This window comes from Streptomyces sp. NPDC002669 (genome assembly GCF_042889165.1).
Lineage (GTDB): Bacteria > Actinomycetota > Actinomycetes > Streptomycetales > Streptomycetaceae > Streptomyces.
On record NZ_JBIAQQ010000014.1, the window covers coordinates 125,149 to 142,588 of the forward strand.

Genomic DNA, 17,440 nt, shown 5'->3' on the forward strand with positions numbered 1-17,440 from the left:
CACTCCTATGCAACAAAAAGGGGACGTCCTCGCCACACCGGCTGGACACGAACCGAACATACCTGCGCCCACTGACAACGCCCCGAACACGGCGGGACTGCTCAGGATGTGGGCGCGGGGATCCGGTGTACGGACCGGGTGTTGTCGGTGGTGCGGGCGGTTTCCTGTGGTGTGGACGGTGCGGAGTGCGTGCCGTGGGAGATGTGCCGTGGAGTGAGCGGCGCGGTGGTGCCCGTGCCGGTGCCCCGCCGTGCGGTCACGGACGTGGCCGGACCGCGCGGCAGGGCACCGGAGTTGTGTCAGGGGGCTGGGTTCGGGCCCTGTGCGGCCATGACCTCCTCGTACGGGGTCAGCGGGTAGTACGGGAGGATGTGGAGCAGGTCGTACTGGGGGCACGGCGCCTTGATGCACTGCTTGGGCGACGGCACGCAGATCTGGCCGACGGGCACCACGACGGCGGCGCACGGGCTCACCTGCGGCACGAGGGGGCCCTCGTCCGCGAGTGCCGGGGCCGCCGGGGTGAGGGACAGGGCGGTGAGAGCGGCCACCGTGGCGGCACGCAGCAGGTTCTCGATCACAACCAGCAGAGATAGCCCCACTTCCGGGTGACGCCGCACCACCGTCGAGAACAATCACCCGTACGCGTCATGGAGTTCACTCCGTGAACGTTCGTTCCTTGCCGCGCTCCGGCGCGGGGCGACCGTGCGGGAGCGCGGAGCGGCAGCGGTTGGGGCCGGAAGTGGTGAACACCGGCCATCGGCCGCCGGTACCGGGGCCATGACCTGCCGGAATACGCGGTCTGCCAGAATGGCCCCGAGAATCAGGGCGACGCGCGTCAGGAAACCGGTGTGAATCCGGTACGGTCCCGCCACTGTGACCGGGCTGCGACGGCCCGGAAGCCAGATACTGGCCGCGCCGCCTTCCCAGACGACCCAGGGGACGAGGACATCCCCCGGAAAGGGCCGGCCATGCCACGGATCCGCCGTGTACCGCTCGTACTCATACCGCTGCTCCTGCTGCCGCTCACCGGCTGCGGCTCCGACACCGGCGGCAAGGACGGGGCGGGGGCCGCGCCGGCCGCCGAGGGCTTCCCCTACACGGTCACCAACTGCGGTGTGAAAACGACCTTCGACGCCCCGCCGGAACGGGTCGTCACCATGAACCAGCACGTCACCGAGATCATGCTGGCCCTCGGACTCCGGGACCGGCTGGTCGGGACGGCCTACCTGGACGACAGCGTCCTGCCGGAGTACCGCTCCGCGTACGACCGGACCAAGGTGCTCGCGAAGGAGTACCCCTCCAAGGAGGTGCTGCTCGGCGCCAACCCCGACTTCGTCTACGGCGGGTACGACAGCGCCTTCGACGGGGCCAGGGGCCAGGACCGGGCGGAGCTCCGGAAGAACGGCATCGACACCCGGCTGAACATCGAGAACTGCACCGAGGGCGGGGTCGGCCTCGATCAGCTGGCCACCGAGATCACCCAGGTCGCCAGGACCTTCGGCGTACCGGAGCGCGGCAGCAGGCTGATCGCCCGGGAACAGCGGAAGGTCGCGGCGGTCGGGGCGGGCCTCAAGGGCTCCTCGCCCCGCTCGGTGTTCGTGTACGACTCCGGCGACAGCTCCGCGTTCACGGCGGGCGGCAAGGGCATCGGCAACGAGATCGTCGAGCTCGCCGGTGGCAGGAACGTCTTCGCGGACCTCGACGCCACCTTCGGCGACGTGTCCTGGGAAGAGGTCATCAAGCGCAGGCCCGAGGTGGTCGTGATCTACGACTACGGAGGCACCACGGTCGCGGCCAAGAAGAAGCGGCTGCTGAACGATCCGGCACTCGCGGACGTGCCGGCGATCAGGAACGAGAGGTTCGCGGTGCTCCCGCTGTCCTCGGCCGTGCTCGGGGTCCGGGTCGCCGACGCCGTACAGGACCTGGCCGGGCAGCTCCACCCCGGCACCCCGTGAGCGCGGGGTCCGCCCGCCCCGGCCCGAAGTCCGCCCTGCGCTCGGCCCCCGTCGTGATCGGCGTGCTCACGGTGCTGCTGCTCGCGGCGGCGGTGGCCGGTCTGGCGCTCGGTCCGGTACGGATTCCGCCGGGCGAGGTGCTGGGTGCGCTCCTGGGCGGTGAACGCACCGGTGCGTATCCGACGATCGTGTGGGAGGTGCGGCTGCCCAGGGTGCTGCTCGGGGCGGTGGTCGGCGCCGGGCTGGCCCTGTCGGGCGCGGTGCTCCAGGCGCTGGTACGCAACCCGTTGGCCGATCCGTTCCTGCTGGGCGCCTCGTCCGGGGCGTCGGCGGGCGCCGCCTCGGTCGTCGTGCTGGGGGTCGGCGCCGGGGTGGCCACCGATGTGGCGCTGCCCGTCGCGGCGTTCGCCGGGTCCATGGCCGCGCTGGTCGCGGTCTACGCGATGGCCCGGCGCGGCGGCACCATGACGACGGGCCGGCTGGTCCTGTCCGGGGTGGCGATCCAGTACGTGCTGTCCGCGTTCACCAGTCTGATCCTGGTGCTGTCCTCCCGGGCCGAGCACGTGCGGGCGATCCTGTTCTGGACCCTGGGCGGTCTGGGGGGTGCCCGCTGGGACCAACTGGTGCTGCCCGCCGTGGTCCTGGGCGCCGGGGCCGTGCTCCTGATCTGTCTGGCCCGCCCGCTGGACCTGCTGCTGACCGGCGAGGAGGGGGCCCGCAGTCTCGGGCTGGACCCCGGGCGCTTCCGGGGCTGGGCCTTCGTGCTGGTGTCGCTGATCGTCGGCGTGCTGGTCGCCTACAGCGGGGCGATCGGCTTCGTCGGTCTGATGGTTCCGCACGCCGCCCGGCTGGTCGTGGGCGCGTCCCACCGCAGGCTGCTGCCGGTGACCGCGCTCGGCGGGGCCGTCTTCCTGCTGCTGGCCGATCTGCTGGCGCGGACCGTCGCGGCCCCGGAGGAGATTCCCGCCGGGGTGGTCACCGCCCTGGTCGGCGGCCCGTTCTTCCTCTGGCTGCTGCGCCGCTCCAGCCGTACCGAAGGGATCACCGGATGAACCCGGCACCGTCCCCGACGGCGCTCGTCGCCGACGGAATCGGCTACGGGGTGGCCGGCCGCACCCTGCTCGACGCGATCACACTGGACGCCGCCCCCGGGGAGACGGTCGGCCTGGTCGGGCCGAACGGCAGCGGCAAGACCACCTTCCTGCGCTGTGTGTACGGCGCCCTGCGTCCCGCGACGGGCCGGATCCTGCTGGACGGAGTGGACGCCGCGGCCCTCGGCGTGAAGGAACGGGCCCGCCGCGTCGCCGTCGTGCCGCAGGACAGTCCCGGCACCTTCGGCCTGACCGTGCGCCAGGTGGTGGCGATGGGCCGGAGCCCGCACAAACGGTTCTGGGAGCAGGACGACGCCGACGACGCCCGCCGCATCGACCGGGCCCTGCGGCGCGTCGGCGCGGCGTCCCTGGCCGACCGGCGGTTCGAGGAACTGTCCGGCGGGGAACGGCAGCGGGCCCTGATCGCCCGCGCCCTGGTCCAGGAACCGGGACTGCTGGCGCTCGACGAGCCCACGAACCATCTGGACATCCGCTACCAGTTGGAGATCCTCGGCCTGGTGCGGACGCTGGGCACCACCAACCTGCTGGTGCTGCACGACCTCAACCTGGCCGCCTCGTACTGCGACCGGCTGTTCGTCCTCGGCGCCGGACGGCTGGTGGCGTCCGGCACCCCGCACGAGGTGCTGACGGAGGAGCTGCTCGCCGAGGTCTACGGGATACGGACCCGGATCGGCGTCCATCCGGTCACCGGCTCCCCCAACGTCGTCTACCTCCCGCCCTCATGAGCGACGGCGCCTTCCCCACCGGGCACGGGCCCTGCGGAGCCCGGTTCCGGCCGTCGGGGCACAGGACGTGAACGGCTCCTGCCGCACGGCTTTCAGAACCGTGCGGCAGGGATCCGCGGGCCTCCCCGGGATCAACCGGCCCCGACGGCCTCGGCGACGGGTCCGCCGGAGGGTTCGGGACGGCTGATCGTGCAGACCAGGGCGTCGTCCCGGACGTCGGCGACGACGGTGTCGCCCGGCTCCGCCTCGCCGCTCAGCAGCAGGGACGCGATGCGGTTGTCGAGCTCGGTCTGGATGGTGCGGCGCAGCGGGCGGGCCCCGAACTCCGGCTGGTGGCCGTGCGCGACGAGGAGGGTCTTCGCCGCCTCGGTGATCTCCAGCTCCAGTCCCTGGGCGCGGACGCGGCGCCTGCTGCCGTCCAGCATGAGGTCGACGATCCGGCCGAGGTCGTCCCTGTCCAGGCCGTGGAAGATGATCGTCTCGTCGACGCGGTTGAGGAACTCCGGCGGGAAGTGGCCCCGCAGGTCTCCCATGAGGTCGTCCCGGATCTCGGAGACGTCCCCCTTGTGGGCGAGGATGCGCTGGGCCCCGATGTTGGAGGTCATGATGACGACGGTGTTGCGGAAGTCCACCGTCCGCCCCTGCCCGTCGGTGAGGCGTCCGTCGTCGAGGACCTGGAGCAGCGCGTTGAAGATGTCGGGGTGGGCCTTCTCCACCTCGTCGAAGAGGAGCACGCTGTACGGCTGGCGGCGCACCTTCTCCGTGAGCTGGCCGGCCTCCTCGTGGCCGACGTATCCGGGAGGCGCGCCGACGAGCCGCGAGATGGTGTGCTTCTCCTGGAACTCGCTCATGTCGAAGCGGACCATGCGGTTCTCGTCGCCGAACAGCAGGTCCGCCAGCGCCTTGGCGAGTTCGGTCTTGCCCACGCCGGTGGGGCCGAGGAAGAGGAAGGAGCCGACCGGCCGTTTCGGGTCGCCCATGCCCGCGCGGTTGCGGCGCACCGCCTCCGCGATCGCGGTGACCGCCTCGTCCTGGCCGACCACGCGGGAGTGCAGCGCGTCCTCCAGCTTGAGCAGCTTCTCCTTCTCGCTGGCGGTGAGCTGTGCGACCGGGATGCCGGTGCGGCGGGAGACGACATCGGCGATGTCGGCGGTGATGACGTCCATGACGCCCTCGCGCCGTTCCGCGATCCCGGCGAGTTCGGCCTCGGTCTCGGCGATCTCGTCCTTCAGCCCGGACGCCTTCTCGAAGTCCTCGGCCGCCACCGCCTCGTCCTTCTCCCGCCTCAGCTCGGCGAGCCGGTCCTCGCGGGAGACGACCTCGGTGGACTTGCCGAGCGACCGCAGCCGCACCCTGGCACCCGCCTGGTCCATGAGGTCGATGGCCTTGTCCGGCAGGAAGCGGTCGCTGATGTAGCGGTCGGAGAGCTCGGCCGCCGCAACCAGCGCGTCGTCGGCGAAGCGGACCTGGTGGTGGGCCTCGTAGGAGTCCCGCAGGCCCTCCAGGATCTGGATGGTCTCGTCGACCGTCGGCTCGGGCACCATGACGGGCTGGAAGCGGCGCTCCAGGGCGGCGTCCTTCTCCACGTACTTGCGGTACTCGTCGATGGTCGTCGCGCCGATGACGTGCAGTTCGCCCCGGGACAGGGCGGGCTTGAGGATGTTGCCCGCGTCCATCGCGCCCTCGCCGGACGCCCCCGCGCCGACCACCGTGTGCAGCTCGTCGATGAACAGGATCGTCGAGTCCGAGGCGGCCTTGACCTCGTCGATGACGTTCTTCAGCCGCTCCTCGAACTGGCCCCGGTACTGGGCCCCGGCCACCAGGCCGGAGAGGTCGAGGGTGATCACCCGCTTGTCCTTGAGCGTCCGGGGGACGTCCCCGGACACGATGCGCTGGGCGATGCCCTCGACGATCGCGGTCTTGCCGACACCGGGCTCGCCGATGAGCACCGGGTTGTTCTTCGAGCGCCGCGAGAGGACCTCCACGGTCTGCTCGATCTCGTCGGCCCGGCCGACCACGGGGTCGAGCTTCCCGGCCTTCGCCGCCTCGGTCAGGTCCCGTCCGTACTCGTCGAGCGTGGGGGTGTCGCTGGTGCCGGTCGCCGGGGTGCCCTCGGCCCTCGCCGCGCTGTCCGCCTCGCGACGCAGCCGGTCGGTGTCCGTGCCGTAGGCGCCGAGCAGTCTGGCCGCGCCGGACTCCCGGGTGTCCAGGAGCGCGCCGAGGATGTGCTCGGGCCCGATGTAGGAGACGCCGGCCGCCTGCGAGCGCTCGTACGCCTGGAGCAGCACGCGCTTGGCGGCGGGCGTCAGGCTCGGTTCCGCGGACGGTGTGGCGCTCTCCCCGGGCAGGACGTCCTCGATCTGTTTGGCCAGTTGTTCGGGGTCGGCCCCGGCCCGTGCGAGCAGGGTGCGGGCCGGTTCCACCTGGGTGGCGGCCCACAGCAGGTGCTCGGTGTCCAGGTCCCGGCTGCCGTCACCGGTCGCGCGCGTGGTCGCGCGGCCTATCAGCTCGCGGGCCGACTCCGTCAGCAGCCGCCCGATGGGGACCCGCTGCACCTGAGGGGGCGAGGAGGCGGGAGACATCCCGAAGAAGCGGTTGAGCAGTTCGGAGAACGGGTCCGGGCCGCCGAAGGAGCCGAAGGAGGACATGGTCATGATCACCGTCCGGGGTGTGCGGGGCGGGGAGAGGGCGCGAGGGGCCGCCGGCCCGGACCTCCGTGCGCCGGGTCCGGGGCTCATCGGTCGTCGAGGTCTCCTCGCGGCCCCCATGGGCAGGTGTTTTCACTAGACCAACGCGGACGGGGTCCCGCAACGGCGGGGAGGGCCGCCCGCCGCCCCCTGTTGGCGTTCGTCACCGCGTCATGGACGTTCCGGCCGGGTGGCGGGCCGGCCGGGACGCCGCCGATCGGGTGATGTGCGGCCGGTCTTTCGGCCATCCGCGCCGTCCCCGTACCGCCCGTCGCGCGCCGGGGGCCGCCCGCCGCCTGGCCGGGTTCCGGGCCCCCGCCAAGACTTGGGGTCATGAGCGACAGCGAAAAGTCGGAGGACCTGCACGGCGGCCCCGGACACCTCGTGCTGCTGGCGGTGGTCTTCGCCGTGCCCGTCCTCAAACTGGCCTGGACGCTGGGCAGCGGCGGCGCGGCGAGCGAGGCGCTCGTCGCCATGGAACCGGCCAACTGGCCCAACGTCCTGATCGGCATGCTCCTCAACGACGCGCCGCTCACCACGGTGCTCGCCGTCGTGGTCTCGCGCATCACGTACGCCTACTTCGTCGCCCGGAGCAGCGCCCGCGTACGGGCCGACGCCCCGCTCCTCCGGTCGTTGCTGTCGGCCGCCGTCGTCCCGGCAGCCTTCGCGCTGGTCGTCGGGGCGTTCCACGGGCTGTGGTGGGGGGCCGCCACCGGTCTCGCCTCGTACGCGCTGCGCCTCGGGGTGATCGCCGAGTACCGCACCGGCCGCCGCGAGCGCGGCAGCGGGCGGCGTGTCGGCACCGCTCCCTCCGGCTGGCGCGAACGCGCCGCGGACGCCTCGTGGGCGTTCGCCATGCTGCTGGCCGTGGGGGTGCTCCCGGCGCTCGCCCTGGCCGGGGCGCTGGACGGCCGGTCCTGGTCCGGCGTCGTGGAGTGCGACATCGACACCGGGCACGGGAACGAGCGGGCGCGTCTGGTGGAGCTGGGCCGTCAGGGCAACGGTGTCGTCGGCTGGGACATCGAGGCCGACGAGGTGGTCAACGGTCTCAACTGCGGGGCCTCCAGGAGCGATGTGGTCCGTGCGCCGTGGTGGCGCTCCTGAGGGATGTACCGCCGCTGTCCGAGGCGCTCCCAGGAGCGTTATCGGTGGTCGAAGCCATGAAGAACGTATGGTTTCGGACAGTCGAACGAGGGTCCCGGTGTCTCATGAAGCGGGCGTCCGCCCCCGTGCGCCGGCGCCGTCGCGGCGCGGGCCCGGCAGCCCGCACCCGGTGTCCTCGGGGTGGGTCGTACGCACTGCCGGTACGGCCTCGCACCGGTCGGCCCCGGTCGGTCGCCGACCGGTGCGGGGCCGTCGGCCGGCCTCCGCCGGGCCCTCCCGTCCGCCCTGCCGCGGCCCTCAGCTTTGGCGCATTCCATTTCCGGATTTCTACGTGCTTGTCGGTGCGGTACGCCACGCTGGTCCCATACCGCCCAACACCGGCTTGGAGGCCAGTAGTGGACGCCCAGGACCTCGCGCAGCTCGCCGACAAGGAGTTCGAGCAGATGCTCACCTCGAACATCCATCCGCCCACCCGTGACGCGACGACGTGGGAGGCGATCACCCACCCCGACAATCTGCCGCGGGCCCGGAAGATCCTCACCCACGTCCACGAGCGGACCGCGAGTGTCCTGCGCCGCCGCAAGACCGAGCGGGAGGAGTTCCACGCCCAGTGCCTCGCCCGGGGCGAGGCCGGCAAGCGCGAATGGTTCGCGACGCGCGCCGAGTTCGAGTCGCTGCGCCGCCGCACCGCCAACTTCCACCAGCGGGTCCAGCGGGCCATCTCCGAACTGGGCGAGGAGCAGCGGAACGTGAACCGCGCGCAGAGCCACAGCTCGGGCCAGCAGAGCCGGGAGACGCTCCGCGAACTGGCGCTGGCCGTCCAGCGCCACCAGGCGGCCCACGCCCGGGACGGCGGCGGTGCCGAGCAGACGGACCACGAGCTGTGGCGGCACCTCGACCGGCTGACCGTGCCCACGGGTCCCGCCCAGGAACCGACGACCCTGCGCACGATGCTCGACATCTACTGGACCGACGTGCGCCCGCCCCGGTCCCAGGAGCGGCACACCGCCCCCGACTCCCCGCCCCCGGGCCGTCCCGGTGTCCCGCAGGCCCGTCGCGCGCCCGCTCCGGACGGCCTCGCGACGTAGTGGGGTCCCGCGCGGGGGTCGTGGCCGCTCTCAGGGGCGCCTCACCCTCCCGTCACCCCGTCGAGACGCTCGCGCACCAGGTCGGCGTGGCCGATGTGGCGCGCGTACCCGGAGATCATGTGCAGGTGGATCACGCGCAGCGAGTACTCCTCGCCCGCGTGGATGAAGGTGTCGTCCAGCGAGGCACCGGCGACGGTCTCGTCCGCCAGCCGCCATTCCTCGACGAGGCGGGCGTGGTCCTCGGCGGCGCGGGCCGGGTCGAGGTCCTCGAAGTCCGCGTCCTTGCCCTTCTCCGGGGCATACATCGGATCGAATGTCCGGCCCGCGAACCGCTCCCGGAACCAGGTGCGTTCGGCCTTCGCCATGTGGCGGATCAGCCCCAGGAGCGTGAGGTTGGACGGCTCGACGGTCTGTTCGGCGAGTTGTTCCCCGGTCGGCCCCGCGCACTTGTGCAGGAGGGTGTTGCGGAACCACGCGAGATAGCCCGTGAGCATCTCCCGCTCATCGGCCACGAGCGAGCCGGACTTGCGTGTCACTTCGGGGGCTGTCCATGTCAGCGCATGATGATGCCCCGCACGCGAGGGAGCGGGCCAGGGATTTCACCTGCCGTCGTCGTCCTCGACCGTCCAGGTGCTCGTGGTGGAGCCGGTGAGGGAGGTGACCGCGCCGAGCACCAGGAACAGGGCGAGCAGCGCCTTGCCCGCGCCGCTCATGACGAGCGGCCGGGTGGCGGAACGCGCCTGCTGCGGCGGTACGGAGAGGTCGTCGTCGCCGAAGAAGCCCTTGGGGTACGCCGGGGTGAGCATCAGGAAGTACGCGTAGAAGCGCATCGTGTAGCGGAGCACGGCGGCCGTGGCCTCGAAGAGGGGGCGCGGCATGCGGCCCAGGATCAGGGTGATCAGCCACCACACGACCCCCACCGCCCACCAGCCGGACGCGGCGAGGCCCTGCACGATCGCCGCCGGGATCATCAGGATCAGGCGGAAGAGGACGGCCAGCCGGTTGAGCGTGGTGGGGACGACCTCGATGCGGGCCGGGTAGTCCGGTGCCGGACCGAGGGTGAACGGCGGGTAGCGGTCCACGAGCAGCAGGCTGCTCGCCCCGACCCGTACCTGGTAGCCGAGGTATCCGGCGAGGAAGCGGAAGAACGGTCCGGGCAGTCGCCCCAGGAACAGCGCGGCGAACCAGCCGAGGACGACCGTCACCACGGCGGCGATGTGCAGGAAGAACAGCACGACGAAGTGCGGGATCAGGAGCAGCAGCCGTACCAGGACGGTGAGTCGGCGCTGGCGCGGCGGCTCGATGACGTCCAGCAGGGGCAGCTGTTCCTCGGCGGTCCATGTCCTGGGGCGCGGACTCCACTGGACGTCAGCCATGTCGCTCCTCGTCGGGGGGTGGTCCGTACGCCATCGGCACACACGACGTCACCCCACGCTGGGGCGGACGGGGAGGTCCCGCAATCGGTCATGGGCCGATCGGGTGGCCCTGCCGGGCCCGGGGGCGTTCGGGCACGGACGGGGGTCGAGGAGAAGCCCCGGCCGGATCGGGGGAATCCAGCCGGGGTGGCTTTTGTGGGCGCGATACGCGGCATCCACATATAGGTGAACGATAAACCACCACGCTCCGTTCCCGGAAACCCGCCCCCGCACTGTGACTCACGGCACTGGGCGCGGGATCCGGCGAAGCGGCTCAGCCGGCGGCGGGCGCCTCGGAGCCGTAGCGGCGACGGAAGCGCTCGATACGGCCGGCCGTGTCGAACACCCGGCCGCTCCCGGTCCAGAACGGGTGGCTCGCCGACGAGGTCTCCACGTCGATCACCGGGTAAATCCGGCCGTCCTCCCAGGTCACCCGCTCGTCCGCGGTCGCGGTCGTACGGATCAGGAAGGCCGCTCCCGCGGCCCGGTCGCGGAAGACCACCGGACGGGAGACGGGGTGGATGCGGGACTTCATGCTCATTGCCTCCTCAGGCTGCTGCGGGAGCGCCGCTCCGTGAAGCGGCGCGGGACGGGCCGGCGCGGAACGGGGAGGACGACCCTCTCCGGTCAGCGCTCCTCCCGGAACGACACGTGCCGCCCCACGACGGGGTCGAACTTGCGCAGGACCAGCCGGTCGGGATCGTTCCGGCGGCTCTTGCGGGTCACGTAGCTCCACCCCGTTCCGGCCGTCGACCGGAGCGTCACTACGGGACGGGTCTCACTGCGGGCCATGGGCACCTCCGGGCTCCTTCTCCACCGAACCCCCTCCCCTCATGGGAATGGGTTTCGTTTTCGTTCTGGTGTCGTAACGCGACACCCCCCGGTCGCATTCCCGCCCGCGCACCCCGGGCGGGAACGAGACGGAACCTTGCGCTCCGGAGTCGCGCACACGCGGTCCGCGACAGCACGGAGTACCCCTCTTCGCATTCGCCACGTTCCGCCCCAGCGCACGAACCGCAGGAAGACGCGCGGGCGCGCGACCGTCCGCACGCGCCGGATCACTTGCGCCAACGTCCGCCGCCAGCAAGGCTGTTCGACGGATCGACGCAGCGCGCAGCCTGTGACATATGCCAGAAGCAACAACCCATCGAGTGTTGCCAAATCCCTTACGGGCTCCCCCGGCCTGTGCGACAGTCGTCTTCGGTCCACCATTCAGACCTGGTAGCGCCGCGCCTGTATCGGAGTACGAGATGCCGTCCCCGCTGTCCGCGGACCGCCCCGCCCCTCACCCGCCCGAGCACGATGCCGTGGCCACCCTGATCGACCGGACCCGGCGGCTGCGCGGCGACGTGAATGCCGTGCGGCGCGAAACGGTGCCGGTCGACGATGAGGACCCGCAGGCGCGGTGGCAGCGGGCGCTCTGCGACCTGGCGGTCAGCCATCTCGACAACCTCGGTGCGCATCTGGGACAGCTGAGGGACGGCCTGCGGCCGCAGGTGCCGGAGCAGCTCAGGGACACACCGCCGCAGGACACTGCGGCAAGGGCCGCCGAGGAGCCGCGGCAGGGGTCGCTGATCGGCCGGGTGGGCAGCGCGGAGTGGAATCTGCTCACCGACGAGGTCAGCTGGTCCGAGGAGCTGTTCCAGATCTTCGGCAGGTCCCCCGAGGCCGGTCCGCTCTCGCTGGACGAACTCCCCTCCGTACTCGTCCCGGAGGACCAGCCCCTGCTCACCGCGCTGGTGACGGGCTGCCTGGTGGACGGGAAGCCGATAGACGGCGAGTTCCGCATCGTACGGCCCGACCGCCGGACCCGCACGCTCCACATGATGGGCGAGCCCGTCCTCGACACGGACGGCTGCACCGCCTCCATGTGGGCCGTCCTGCGTGACGTCAGCGAACTGCGACGGAGCCAGCAGACGGTACGGCGGAGCCACGACACGCTCCGCCGCCGCCAGGACAGGGCACGGACCGAGCACCGCATGGCCGTCGAACTCCAGCAGGCCGTGCTCCCCCCGTGGCGGGGTTCGTCACGGTCCCCCTCGCGGGGAGCCGGCGCACTGGACGTGGCGGCCCACTACCTCCCTTCGGAGTCGAGTTCGCTCATCGGCGGCGACTGGTACGACGCACTGGACCTGCCGGACGGCAGGACCGTGCTCACGGTCGGTGACCTGACCGGCCACGGCATCCCGGCCACCTCGGCGATGGCGATGCTGCTGGGAGCGCTGCGCGGAATGGCCGTGGCAGGCATCGAGCCGGGCGCCCTCATGGGGCATCTCAACCAGTTGCTGGAGACCTCCGTCCAACCCGCTCTGGGCAGTGCGTTGTGCTGCCGTTTCGATCCGACGACCGGCGTCCTGGCCTGGGCCCAGGCGGGACACCCCGCGCCGCTGCTGTTCCGCGCCGGGAAGGGGCGCCCGCTGCCCCCACCGGACGGGGTCCTCCTCGGCGCGGCCTCCGGGGTCACGTACGAGCAGGACGAGGTGCACCTGCTGCCGGGCGACGTGCTGGTGCTGCACACCGACGGGCTGAACGGTCACGACGGCCGGGGTGCGGACCCGGACGCGCTGCTCGCTCTGGCACCGCGCTTCGCACGGGCCGGTTCGGCACAGGAGTGCCTGCGGACCGTCCTGACGGAGTTCGGTGGCACCGAGCGCCTGGACGACGCGTGCGTGCTCGTCGCCCGCCTCGAGGCGTAGAACGGCACGACGGCACCCGTGACGGAAGGCATGGACACCCGCGACACCGGGCACGGCGCGGGACACGGCAGCACGAAGCCGCCTGCCCACGGAGCAGTGCCCGAACGGCCGGTGGCCGGACGGTGACGGACCGGACCGCTGCGATCGGCCGGCACGAGGTCAGCCGGACCGTGGCGTCCGGACGATCGACGGGCGGCGCCCCTCGTCGTGGCGCCCCCGGTCAGATCTCCGCGGAACGCCTGGGCTGTTTGATGATGGACTGCGGCATGGAGAGCTTGATCTCCTCGCGCAGTTCCGCGATCTTCGCGTAGCCCGCGAACTGGCCGGTGAGCCGGTACATTTCGCGCAGCCGGTCCCAGGTGCGGTGCGAGGAGGTCTCCCCCATCGTCACCAGGGCGAGTCGCGCGTAGCGGTCCGCCTGTTCGGGATCGTCGGCGATGAAGCACGCCGAGGCGAGCGAGATGTAGTCGAAGATCTTGGACCGCTGGCGGCCGTTGACCCGGAGCTCCAGCGCCTGTTTGGCGTGGCGCTGGGCCACGATCGCCGCCGACGGATCGTGCTCGGCGAGGGTGCGGAACGCCAGGGCCTGCATGCCGTGCAGGTCCGCCTCGTCGAACATCTGCATCCAACTGGGCGGCGGCACATCGCTCTTGTCCGAGACGAAGAGCTCTTCGGCCTTGCCGAGCGTGCGTCGCATCGCCTGGCCCCGGCCCATGGAAGCCTGGGCCCACGCCTCGATGGTGTACAGCATCGCCCGGGTGCGGGGCAGCACCTCGTCCCCCGAACCGGACTTGGCGAGTTTCATCAGGTCCAGGGCGTCGTCGGGACGGCCGAGGTGGACCATCTGCCGGGCCGCTCTGGAGAGCGCCTCGCCCGCCCGCGGGCGGTCCCCGCCCTCGCGCGCCGCGTGGGCCGCGATGACGAAGTACTTCTGGGCGGTCGGTTCGAGTCCGATGTCGTGCGACATCCATCCCGCGAGCACCGCCAGGTTGGCCGCCACGCCCCACAGCCGGCGTTGCAGGTGTTCGGGGTGGCGGTAGGCGAGCATGCCGCCCACCTCGTTGAGCTGGCCCACCACGGCCTTGCGCTGGAGTCCGCCGCCCCGGGACGCGTCCCAGGCGCGGAACACCTCGACGGACCGTTCGAGCGCTTCGATCTCCTCCGACCCGATGGGCGCGGCCTCGTACCGGTCGAAACCGGCCTGCTCCGCGTGCAAGGAGTCGTTGATCCGTGGGACTTCGGCCGCCAGCACGGGGTCCGTGTGCAGCCAGTCGTGCATGGGGCCGGTGATGGTCGATCCTGCGGCGAGCGCGGCGCCCGCGCTCACCAAGCCGCGTCGGTTGAGCATGAGGTCCATTCCCGTGAATTCGGTGAGGACCGCTGCCGTCCGCTCGGGCGCCCACGGCAGCCCGTCGGGATTGTTCTGCGTCCCGACGCCCCGCCGTTTGCCTGCACGCCCGCGTCGGCCGAACCCGAGGTCCTCGATGGTCACGACACGACCGAGCCGCTCGGTGAACAGGGCAGCCAGCACCTCGGGCACGGGATCGCGGGGTGACTCCCCCATGTCGATCCAACGCCGCACCCGCGAGGTGTCGGTGGCCAGTTGCGGATGGCCCATGGCCGCCGCCTGCCTGTTCACCATTCTCGCGAGTTCGCCCTTGGACCAGCCGGCGAGGCCGAACAGGTCGGACAGGCGGGTGTTGGGTTCTCCGGTCACGTCAAGCCCCCAGGTTCTCGGCTGTGTTGACAGTAACCCCCTGAACCCCCTGTCAGATGCCCTGCGACTATTCGCCATGGTTCGCCAGGGCACGCCACATGGTCTGCCACCCGGAGTCCGGTGTCAGGTAGGAAAGCGCCACCCCCGCCCGGCAGCCCTAGGTACTCCCCAGGGTGCCGAACGGTCGCCGGGCCGGGGCGGCGCACGCAACTTGTCGGCGCACGAAGGGATCTGTCTCGCTCATGTACACAGCATCGTCCTCCGTGACCGCCCCGCCCCGGCCGCTCCGCCCCCTGGGGGCGGGCGGCGGACCGTATCTCACCCCGCACGCCGCTCCGTCGGTGCCCGGCACGGTCCGCCCGCGTCGGCCCGCGGTTCCCGGCGGTCCGGCGCTCAGCGGACGGCTGGACCTGTCCGGTCCGCAGGGCGCGCAGCTGAGGATGGTGATCACCTCGGTGCAGCGGATCTGTCCCGAGTTCAATCCCGTCCAGGTGCTGCGCCGCAGCGGCCGTTCGGTCCTGCTCGTCGGCTCCACCGGGCGGACGACCGCGGTGGCCAAGTGCTTACTGGACCACTCGCCCGCGTGGTCGGAGCGGTTCCGGCACGAAATAGCTGCATACCGTGCGTTCGTCCGGCACCGTCCCCCGGTGCGGGTGCCGCGTCTCATCGCGGCCGATCCGGAGAACTGCACGCTGGTGATCGAGCGGATGCCGGGACGGGTGGCGGCGCTGACCAGGCACCCGTCGGAGGCTCCGCCCCGCGCCGATGTGCGGGCCGTGCTCGGTGCGATCAGCCGGGTCAACGAGTGGCGGCCGGCCCCGGGGCTCTTCGACGCCCCGCTGGACTACGCCTCCCGGATCTCCCGCTACCACGAGCTGGGTCTGTTCACCGACCGGGACCTGGGCGACCTGCAGAAGCTGCTGCACGGTCTGGCGCACGCGGGCGGACGTCAGGGCATGGGGCAGTTCTGCCACGGTGACGCGCTGCTCTCCAACATCCTGCTGTCGCCCACGGGGCCGGTGCTGGTCGACTGGGAGCACGCGGGCTGGTACCTGCCGGGCTACGACCTGGCGACGCTCTGGACGGTCCTGGGGGACGCGCCCGCGGCGCGGCGCCAGATCAGCCAGCTCGCCCAGGCCAAGGGGCCCGCGGCGCGTGACGCGTTCCTGGTGAACCTCATGCTGGTCCTGACCCGGGAGATCCGCACGTACGAGACCGCCGTCCAGCGGGCCATGCGTGATCCGATGCCCGCCGGAGCCGGTCAGGACCGGCCCGGGGCCCTGTCGTCGAGCGAGGAGCAGCGACTGCTGCTGCGCCGGCTGCACGACGACTGCGCCATGGCCCGCAGAGCCGTACGAGCCGCGGTCGGCACTCGCTGACCTGCCCAGGGGGACGCGCCGCGGGCCCGGTGCCGACACACCGGGTCCGCGCGCGTCGTGGTGGTTCAGCGCGTGCGGACGATGTCCACGTCGGACGCCTTCACGAAGGCGATCCGGTGGCCGATCTGCACCGTCACGTACTTCTCCCCGCCACTGAAGTACGTGTGGTCGAAGGGGGCCGAGGAGTCGATCGTCGGCGCGTAGAAGTAACCCGTGGGCGCCTCGCCGCCGCCGGGGTACGACTGGCCCGCCCCGATCGTGTACGGGAGCGGCGAGCCCACCCGCTTGTCCCCGAAGTCCGCGGGGTACTCGGACTTCTCCGGATACGCCACCCCGTACACCGGGACGTCGGTGCGGCCGGCCTTCGCCCTGACCACGTAGCCGGAGGTGGGTGTGGTGCTCCGGGTGTGGGCCGGGGTCCGGAACCACGCCTTCTTGCCGTACCACCAGATCGCCGTCCAGCCGGGGGCGTGGTCCGCGACGACCGCCTGCTGGGTGGCGCTGATCTTGCTGCCCCAGTCGGCGGCGCAGTTCGTGCCGGGCGAGCCGTCGGGGTGCAGGCCGGGGTCGGAGAAGAGGGGCGCGTCGGCGGAGGGCGCGGTGTGCAGCGGGACGGCACTGGAGCCCTGGGCCGGCAGGTCCGCGCCCTTCTCGCAGTCGCGGAAGACCTGCTGGTTCTTCTTGAAGTCCGGGCTGATGGTGACGAGTTCGCTGCTGCGGGGTGCGGTCGGCACCGTGGGCTTGCCGAGCAGCTTCATGAAGCGGTTCCAGTCCCAGTACGGGCCCGGGTCCCAGTGCATGTTCCTGGTTCCGGCCGCGGTGGTGGGCGGCACCCCGTCGTGGCCGATGATGTGCTGGCGGTCGAGCGGGATGTCGTACTTGGCGGCGAGGTAGCGCACCAGCTTGGCGGTGGAGCGGTACATCTCGGGGGTGTACCACTTGGCGCCGTCGACGGCGACGCCCTCCTGCTCGATGCCGATGGAGTGGCTGTTGACGTACCAGTTGCCCGCCTGCCAGGCCACGTCCTTGTTCTTTACCATCTGGGTGACGTGGCCGTCGGCCGAACGCACCACGTAGTGGGCGGACGCCTGCTTCAGCGGGTTCTGGAAGATCTTCAGCGTGGTGTCGTAGTCCTCCTCGGTGTCGTGCAGGACGATGAAGCGGATCTTGTTGGTGTTCGGCCGGTCCGCGGTGTCGTAGTTCCCGTACGTCTCCTTGTCGGCGGGGTCGCCCGTCTGTCGGTAGGCCGCCGGAACCCAGTCGCACGCGAGGCCGCGCGGGCATTCCGGCCGCACCTCGTCCGCTCCGGCCTGGGTCACGGGACTGAGCAGTGCCATGCTCAGTGCGCCGACGCCGGTGAGCGCGAGTGCGAGTCCGGTCCTCTGCTTGGACGTCATGACAACCCTTCTTTGGAGCCGTGCGTGTCGAGCCGGGCGTGCTGAGCGGGCCGAGCCCGCGTGATCCGTTCCGCTGATCCGCTGTGCGCGCACACTCTCCGACCTGACATGACAACGAGTCAAGGGATCGGCCGAGGTCGCGGGCCGAGCCAGTGGCCCAGACCT

At 71.6% G+C, this 17,440-nt stretch carries 15 protein-coding genes and 1 riboswitch; of the genes, 7 read left to right on the forward strand and 8 right to left on the reverse strand.

Annotation, left to right across the window (positions count from 1 at the left end; genetic code table 11):
* Positions 1-299 precede the first annotated feature (299 nt).
* Positions 300-578: a hypothetical protein gene (locus ACFYW1_RS21720; protein WP_388995410.1), complete on the reverse strand. Its 279-nt coding sequence runs from the start codon at positions 576-578 to the stop codon at positions 300-302.
* A 200-nt stretch (positions 579-778) separates the two neighbouring features.
* A riboswitch (cobalamin riboswitch) is annotated at positions 779-930 on the forward strand.
* Positions 931-968: 38 nt separating this feature from the next.
* Between ACFYW1_RS21720 and ACFYW1_RS21725 the strand changes: the two genes are divergently transcribed.
* From ACFYW1_RS21725 to ACFYW1_RS21735, 3 genes are read left to right on the forward strand one after another with little or no spacing between them, the layout of a single operon-like run.
* Positions 969-1,955, forward strand: a complete 987-nt coding sequence (locus tag ACFYW1_RS21725) for an ABC transporter substrate-binding protein (protein ID WP_388995413.1) — start codon at positions 969-971, stop codon at positions 1,953-1,955.
* Positions 1,952-3,007, forward strand: a complete 1,056-nt coding sequence (locus ACFYW1_RS21730; RefSeq protein WP_388995416.1) for a FecCD family ABC transporter permease — start codon at positions 1,952-1,954, stop codon at positions 3,005-3,007. The genes ACFYW1_RS21725 and ACFYW1_RS21730 overlap by 4 nt, the downstream gene beginning before the upstream one ends.
* Positions 3,004-3,792, forward strand: a complete 789-nt coding sequence (locus ACFYW1_RS21735) for an ABC transporter ATP-binding protein (protein WP_388995419.1) — start codon at positions 3,004-3,006, stop codon at positions 3,790-3,792. Before ACFYW1_RS21730 ends, ACFYW1_RS21735 begins: the two co-directional genes overlap by 4 nt.
* A 131-nt stretch (positions 3,793-3,923) precedes the next feature.
* Here the strand turns inward: ACFYW1_RS21735 and ACFYW1_RS21740 are convergent, their stop codons facing one another.
* Positions 3,924-6,446, reverse strand: a complete 2,523-nt coding sequence (locus ACFYW1_RS21740) for an ATP-dependent Clp protease ATP-binding subunit (protein WP_388995422.1) — start codon at positions 6,444-6,446, stop codon at positions 3,924-3,926.
* A gap of 366 nt (positions 6,447-6,812) precedes the next feature.
* On the opposite strand from ACFYW1_RS21740, the gene ACFYW1_RS21745 reads away from it, so the two are divergent.
* Together ACFYW1_RS21745 and ACFYW1_RS21750 are read left to right on the forward strand one after the other, a co-directional pair.
* The gene (locus ACFYW1_RS21745) at positions 6,813-7,583 is read left to right on the forward strand and encodes a hypothetical protein (RefSeq protein ID WP_388995424.1); all 771 of its coding nucleotides are present in this window, start codon (positions 6,813-6,815) and stop codon (positions 7,581-7,583) included.
* A gap of 395 nt (positions 7,584-7,978) precedes the next feature.
* Positions 7,979-8,671 carry a hypothetical protein gene (locus tag ACFYW1_RS21750; RefSeq protein ID WP_388995426.1) on the forward strand — a complete coding sequence of 231 codons (693 nt, stop codon included), beginning with the start codon at positions 7,979-7,981 and terminating at the stop codon, positions 8,669-8,671.
* 41 nt (positions 8,672-8,712) lie between these two features.
* Here ACFYW1_RS21750 and ACFYW1_RS21755 read toward each other — a convergent pair whose 3' ends face one another.
* The 4 genes from ACFYW1_RS21755 to rpmG form a co-directional block, all read right to left on the reverse strand.
* Positions 8,713-9,228, reverse strand: a complete 516-nt coding sequence (locus ACFYW1_RS21755; protein ID WP_388995621.1) for a DinB family protein — start codon at positions 9,226-9,228, stop codon at positions 8,713-8,715.
* Between the two features lie 42 nt (positions 9,229-9,270).
* Positions 9,271-10,047 (reverse strand): DUF4389 domain-containing protein, encoded by a 777-nt coding sequence (locus ACFYW1_RS21760; protein WP_388995428.1) that lies wholly within the window; start codon positions 10,045-10,047, stop codon positions 9,271-9,273.
* 313 nt (positions 10,048-10,360) lie between these two features.
* Complete coding sequence (locus ACFYW1_RS21765; RefSeq protein WP_388995624.1) at positions 10,361-10,621, reverse strand: type B 50S ribosomal protein L31; 261 nt, start codon at positions 10,619-10,621, stop codon at positions 10,361-10,363.
* A gap of 92 nt (positions 10,622-10,713) precedes the next feature.
* Positions 10,714-10,878 (reverse strand): 50S ribosomal protein L33, encoded by a 165-nt coding sequence (rpmG, locus tag ACFYW1_RS21770; protein WP_388995431.1) that lies wholly within the window; start codon positions 10,876-10,878, stop codon positions 10,714-10,716.
* 458 nt (positions 10,879-11,336) lie between these two features.
* On the opposite strand from rpmG, the gene ACFYW1_RS21775 reads away from it, so the two are divergent.
* Positions 11,337-12,782, forward strand: coding sequence for a PP2C family protein-serine/threonine phosphatase (locus tag ACFYW1_RS21775; protein WP_388995434.1), 1,446 nt, complete (start codon positions 11,337-11,339; stop codon positions 12,780-12,782).
* Between the two features lie 220 nt (positions 12,783-13,002).
* On the opposite strand, the gene ACFYW1_RS21780 is transcribed toward ACFYW1_RS21775, so the two are convergent.
* Entirely contained in the window at positions 13,003-14,499 is a 1,497-nt protein-coding gene (locus tag ACFYW1_RS21780; RefSeq protein WP_388995437.1) for a hypothetical protein, read from the reverse strand.
* Between the two features lie 242 nt (positions 14,500-14,741).
* Here ACFYW1_RS21780 and ACFYW1_RS21785 point away from each other — a divergent pair, with 242 nt between their 5' ends.
* On the forward strand, positions 14,742-15,878 hold the full coding sequence (locus tag ACFYW1_RS21785; protein ID WP_388995440.1) for an aminoglycoside phosphotransferase family protein: 1,137 nt from the start codon (positions 14,742-14,744) through the stop codon (positions 15,876-15,878).
* Positions 15,879-15,943: 65 nt separating this feature from the next.
* Here ACFYW1_RS21785 and ACFYW1_RS21790 read toward each other — a convergent pair whose 3' ends face one another.
* Positions 15,944-17,275, reverse strand: a complete 1,332-nt coding sequence (locus tag ACFYW1_RS21790) for an N-acetylmuramoyl-L-alanine amidase (protein WP_388995443.1) — start codon at positions 17,273-17,275, stop codon at positions 15,944-15,946.
* Positions 17,276-17,440 lie beyond the last annotated feature (165 nt).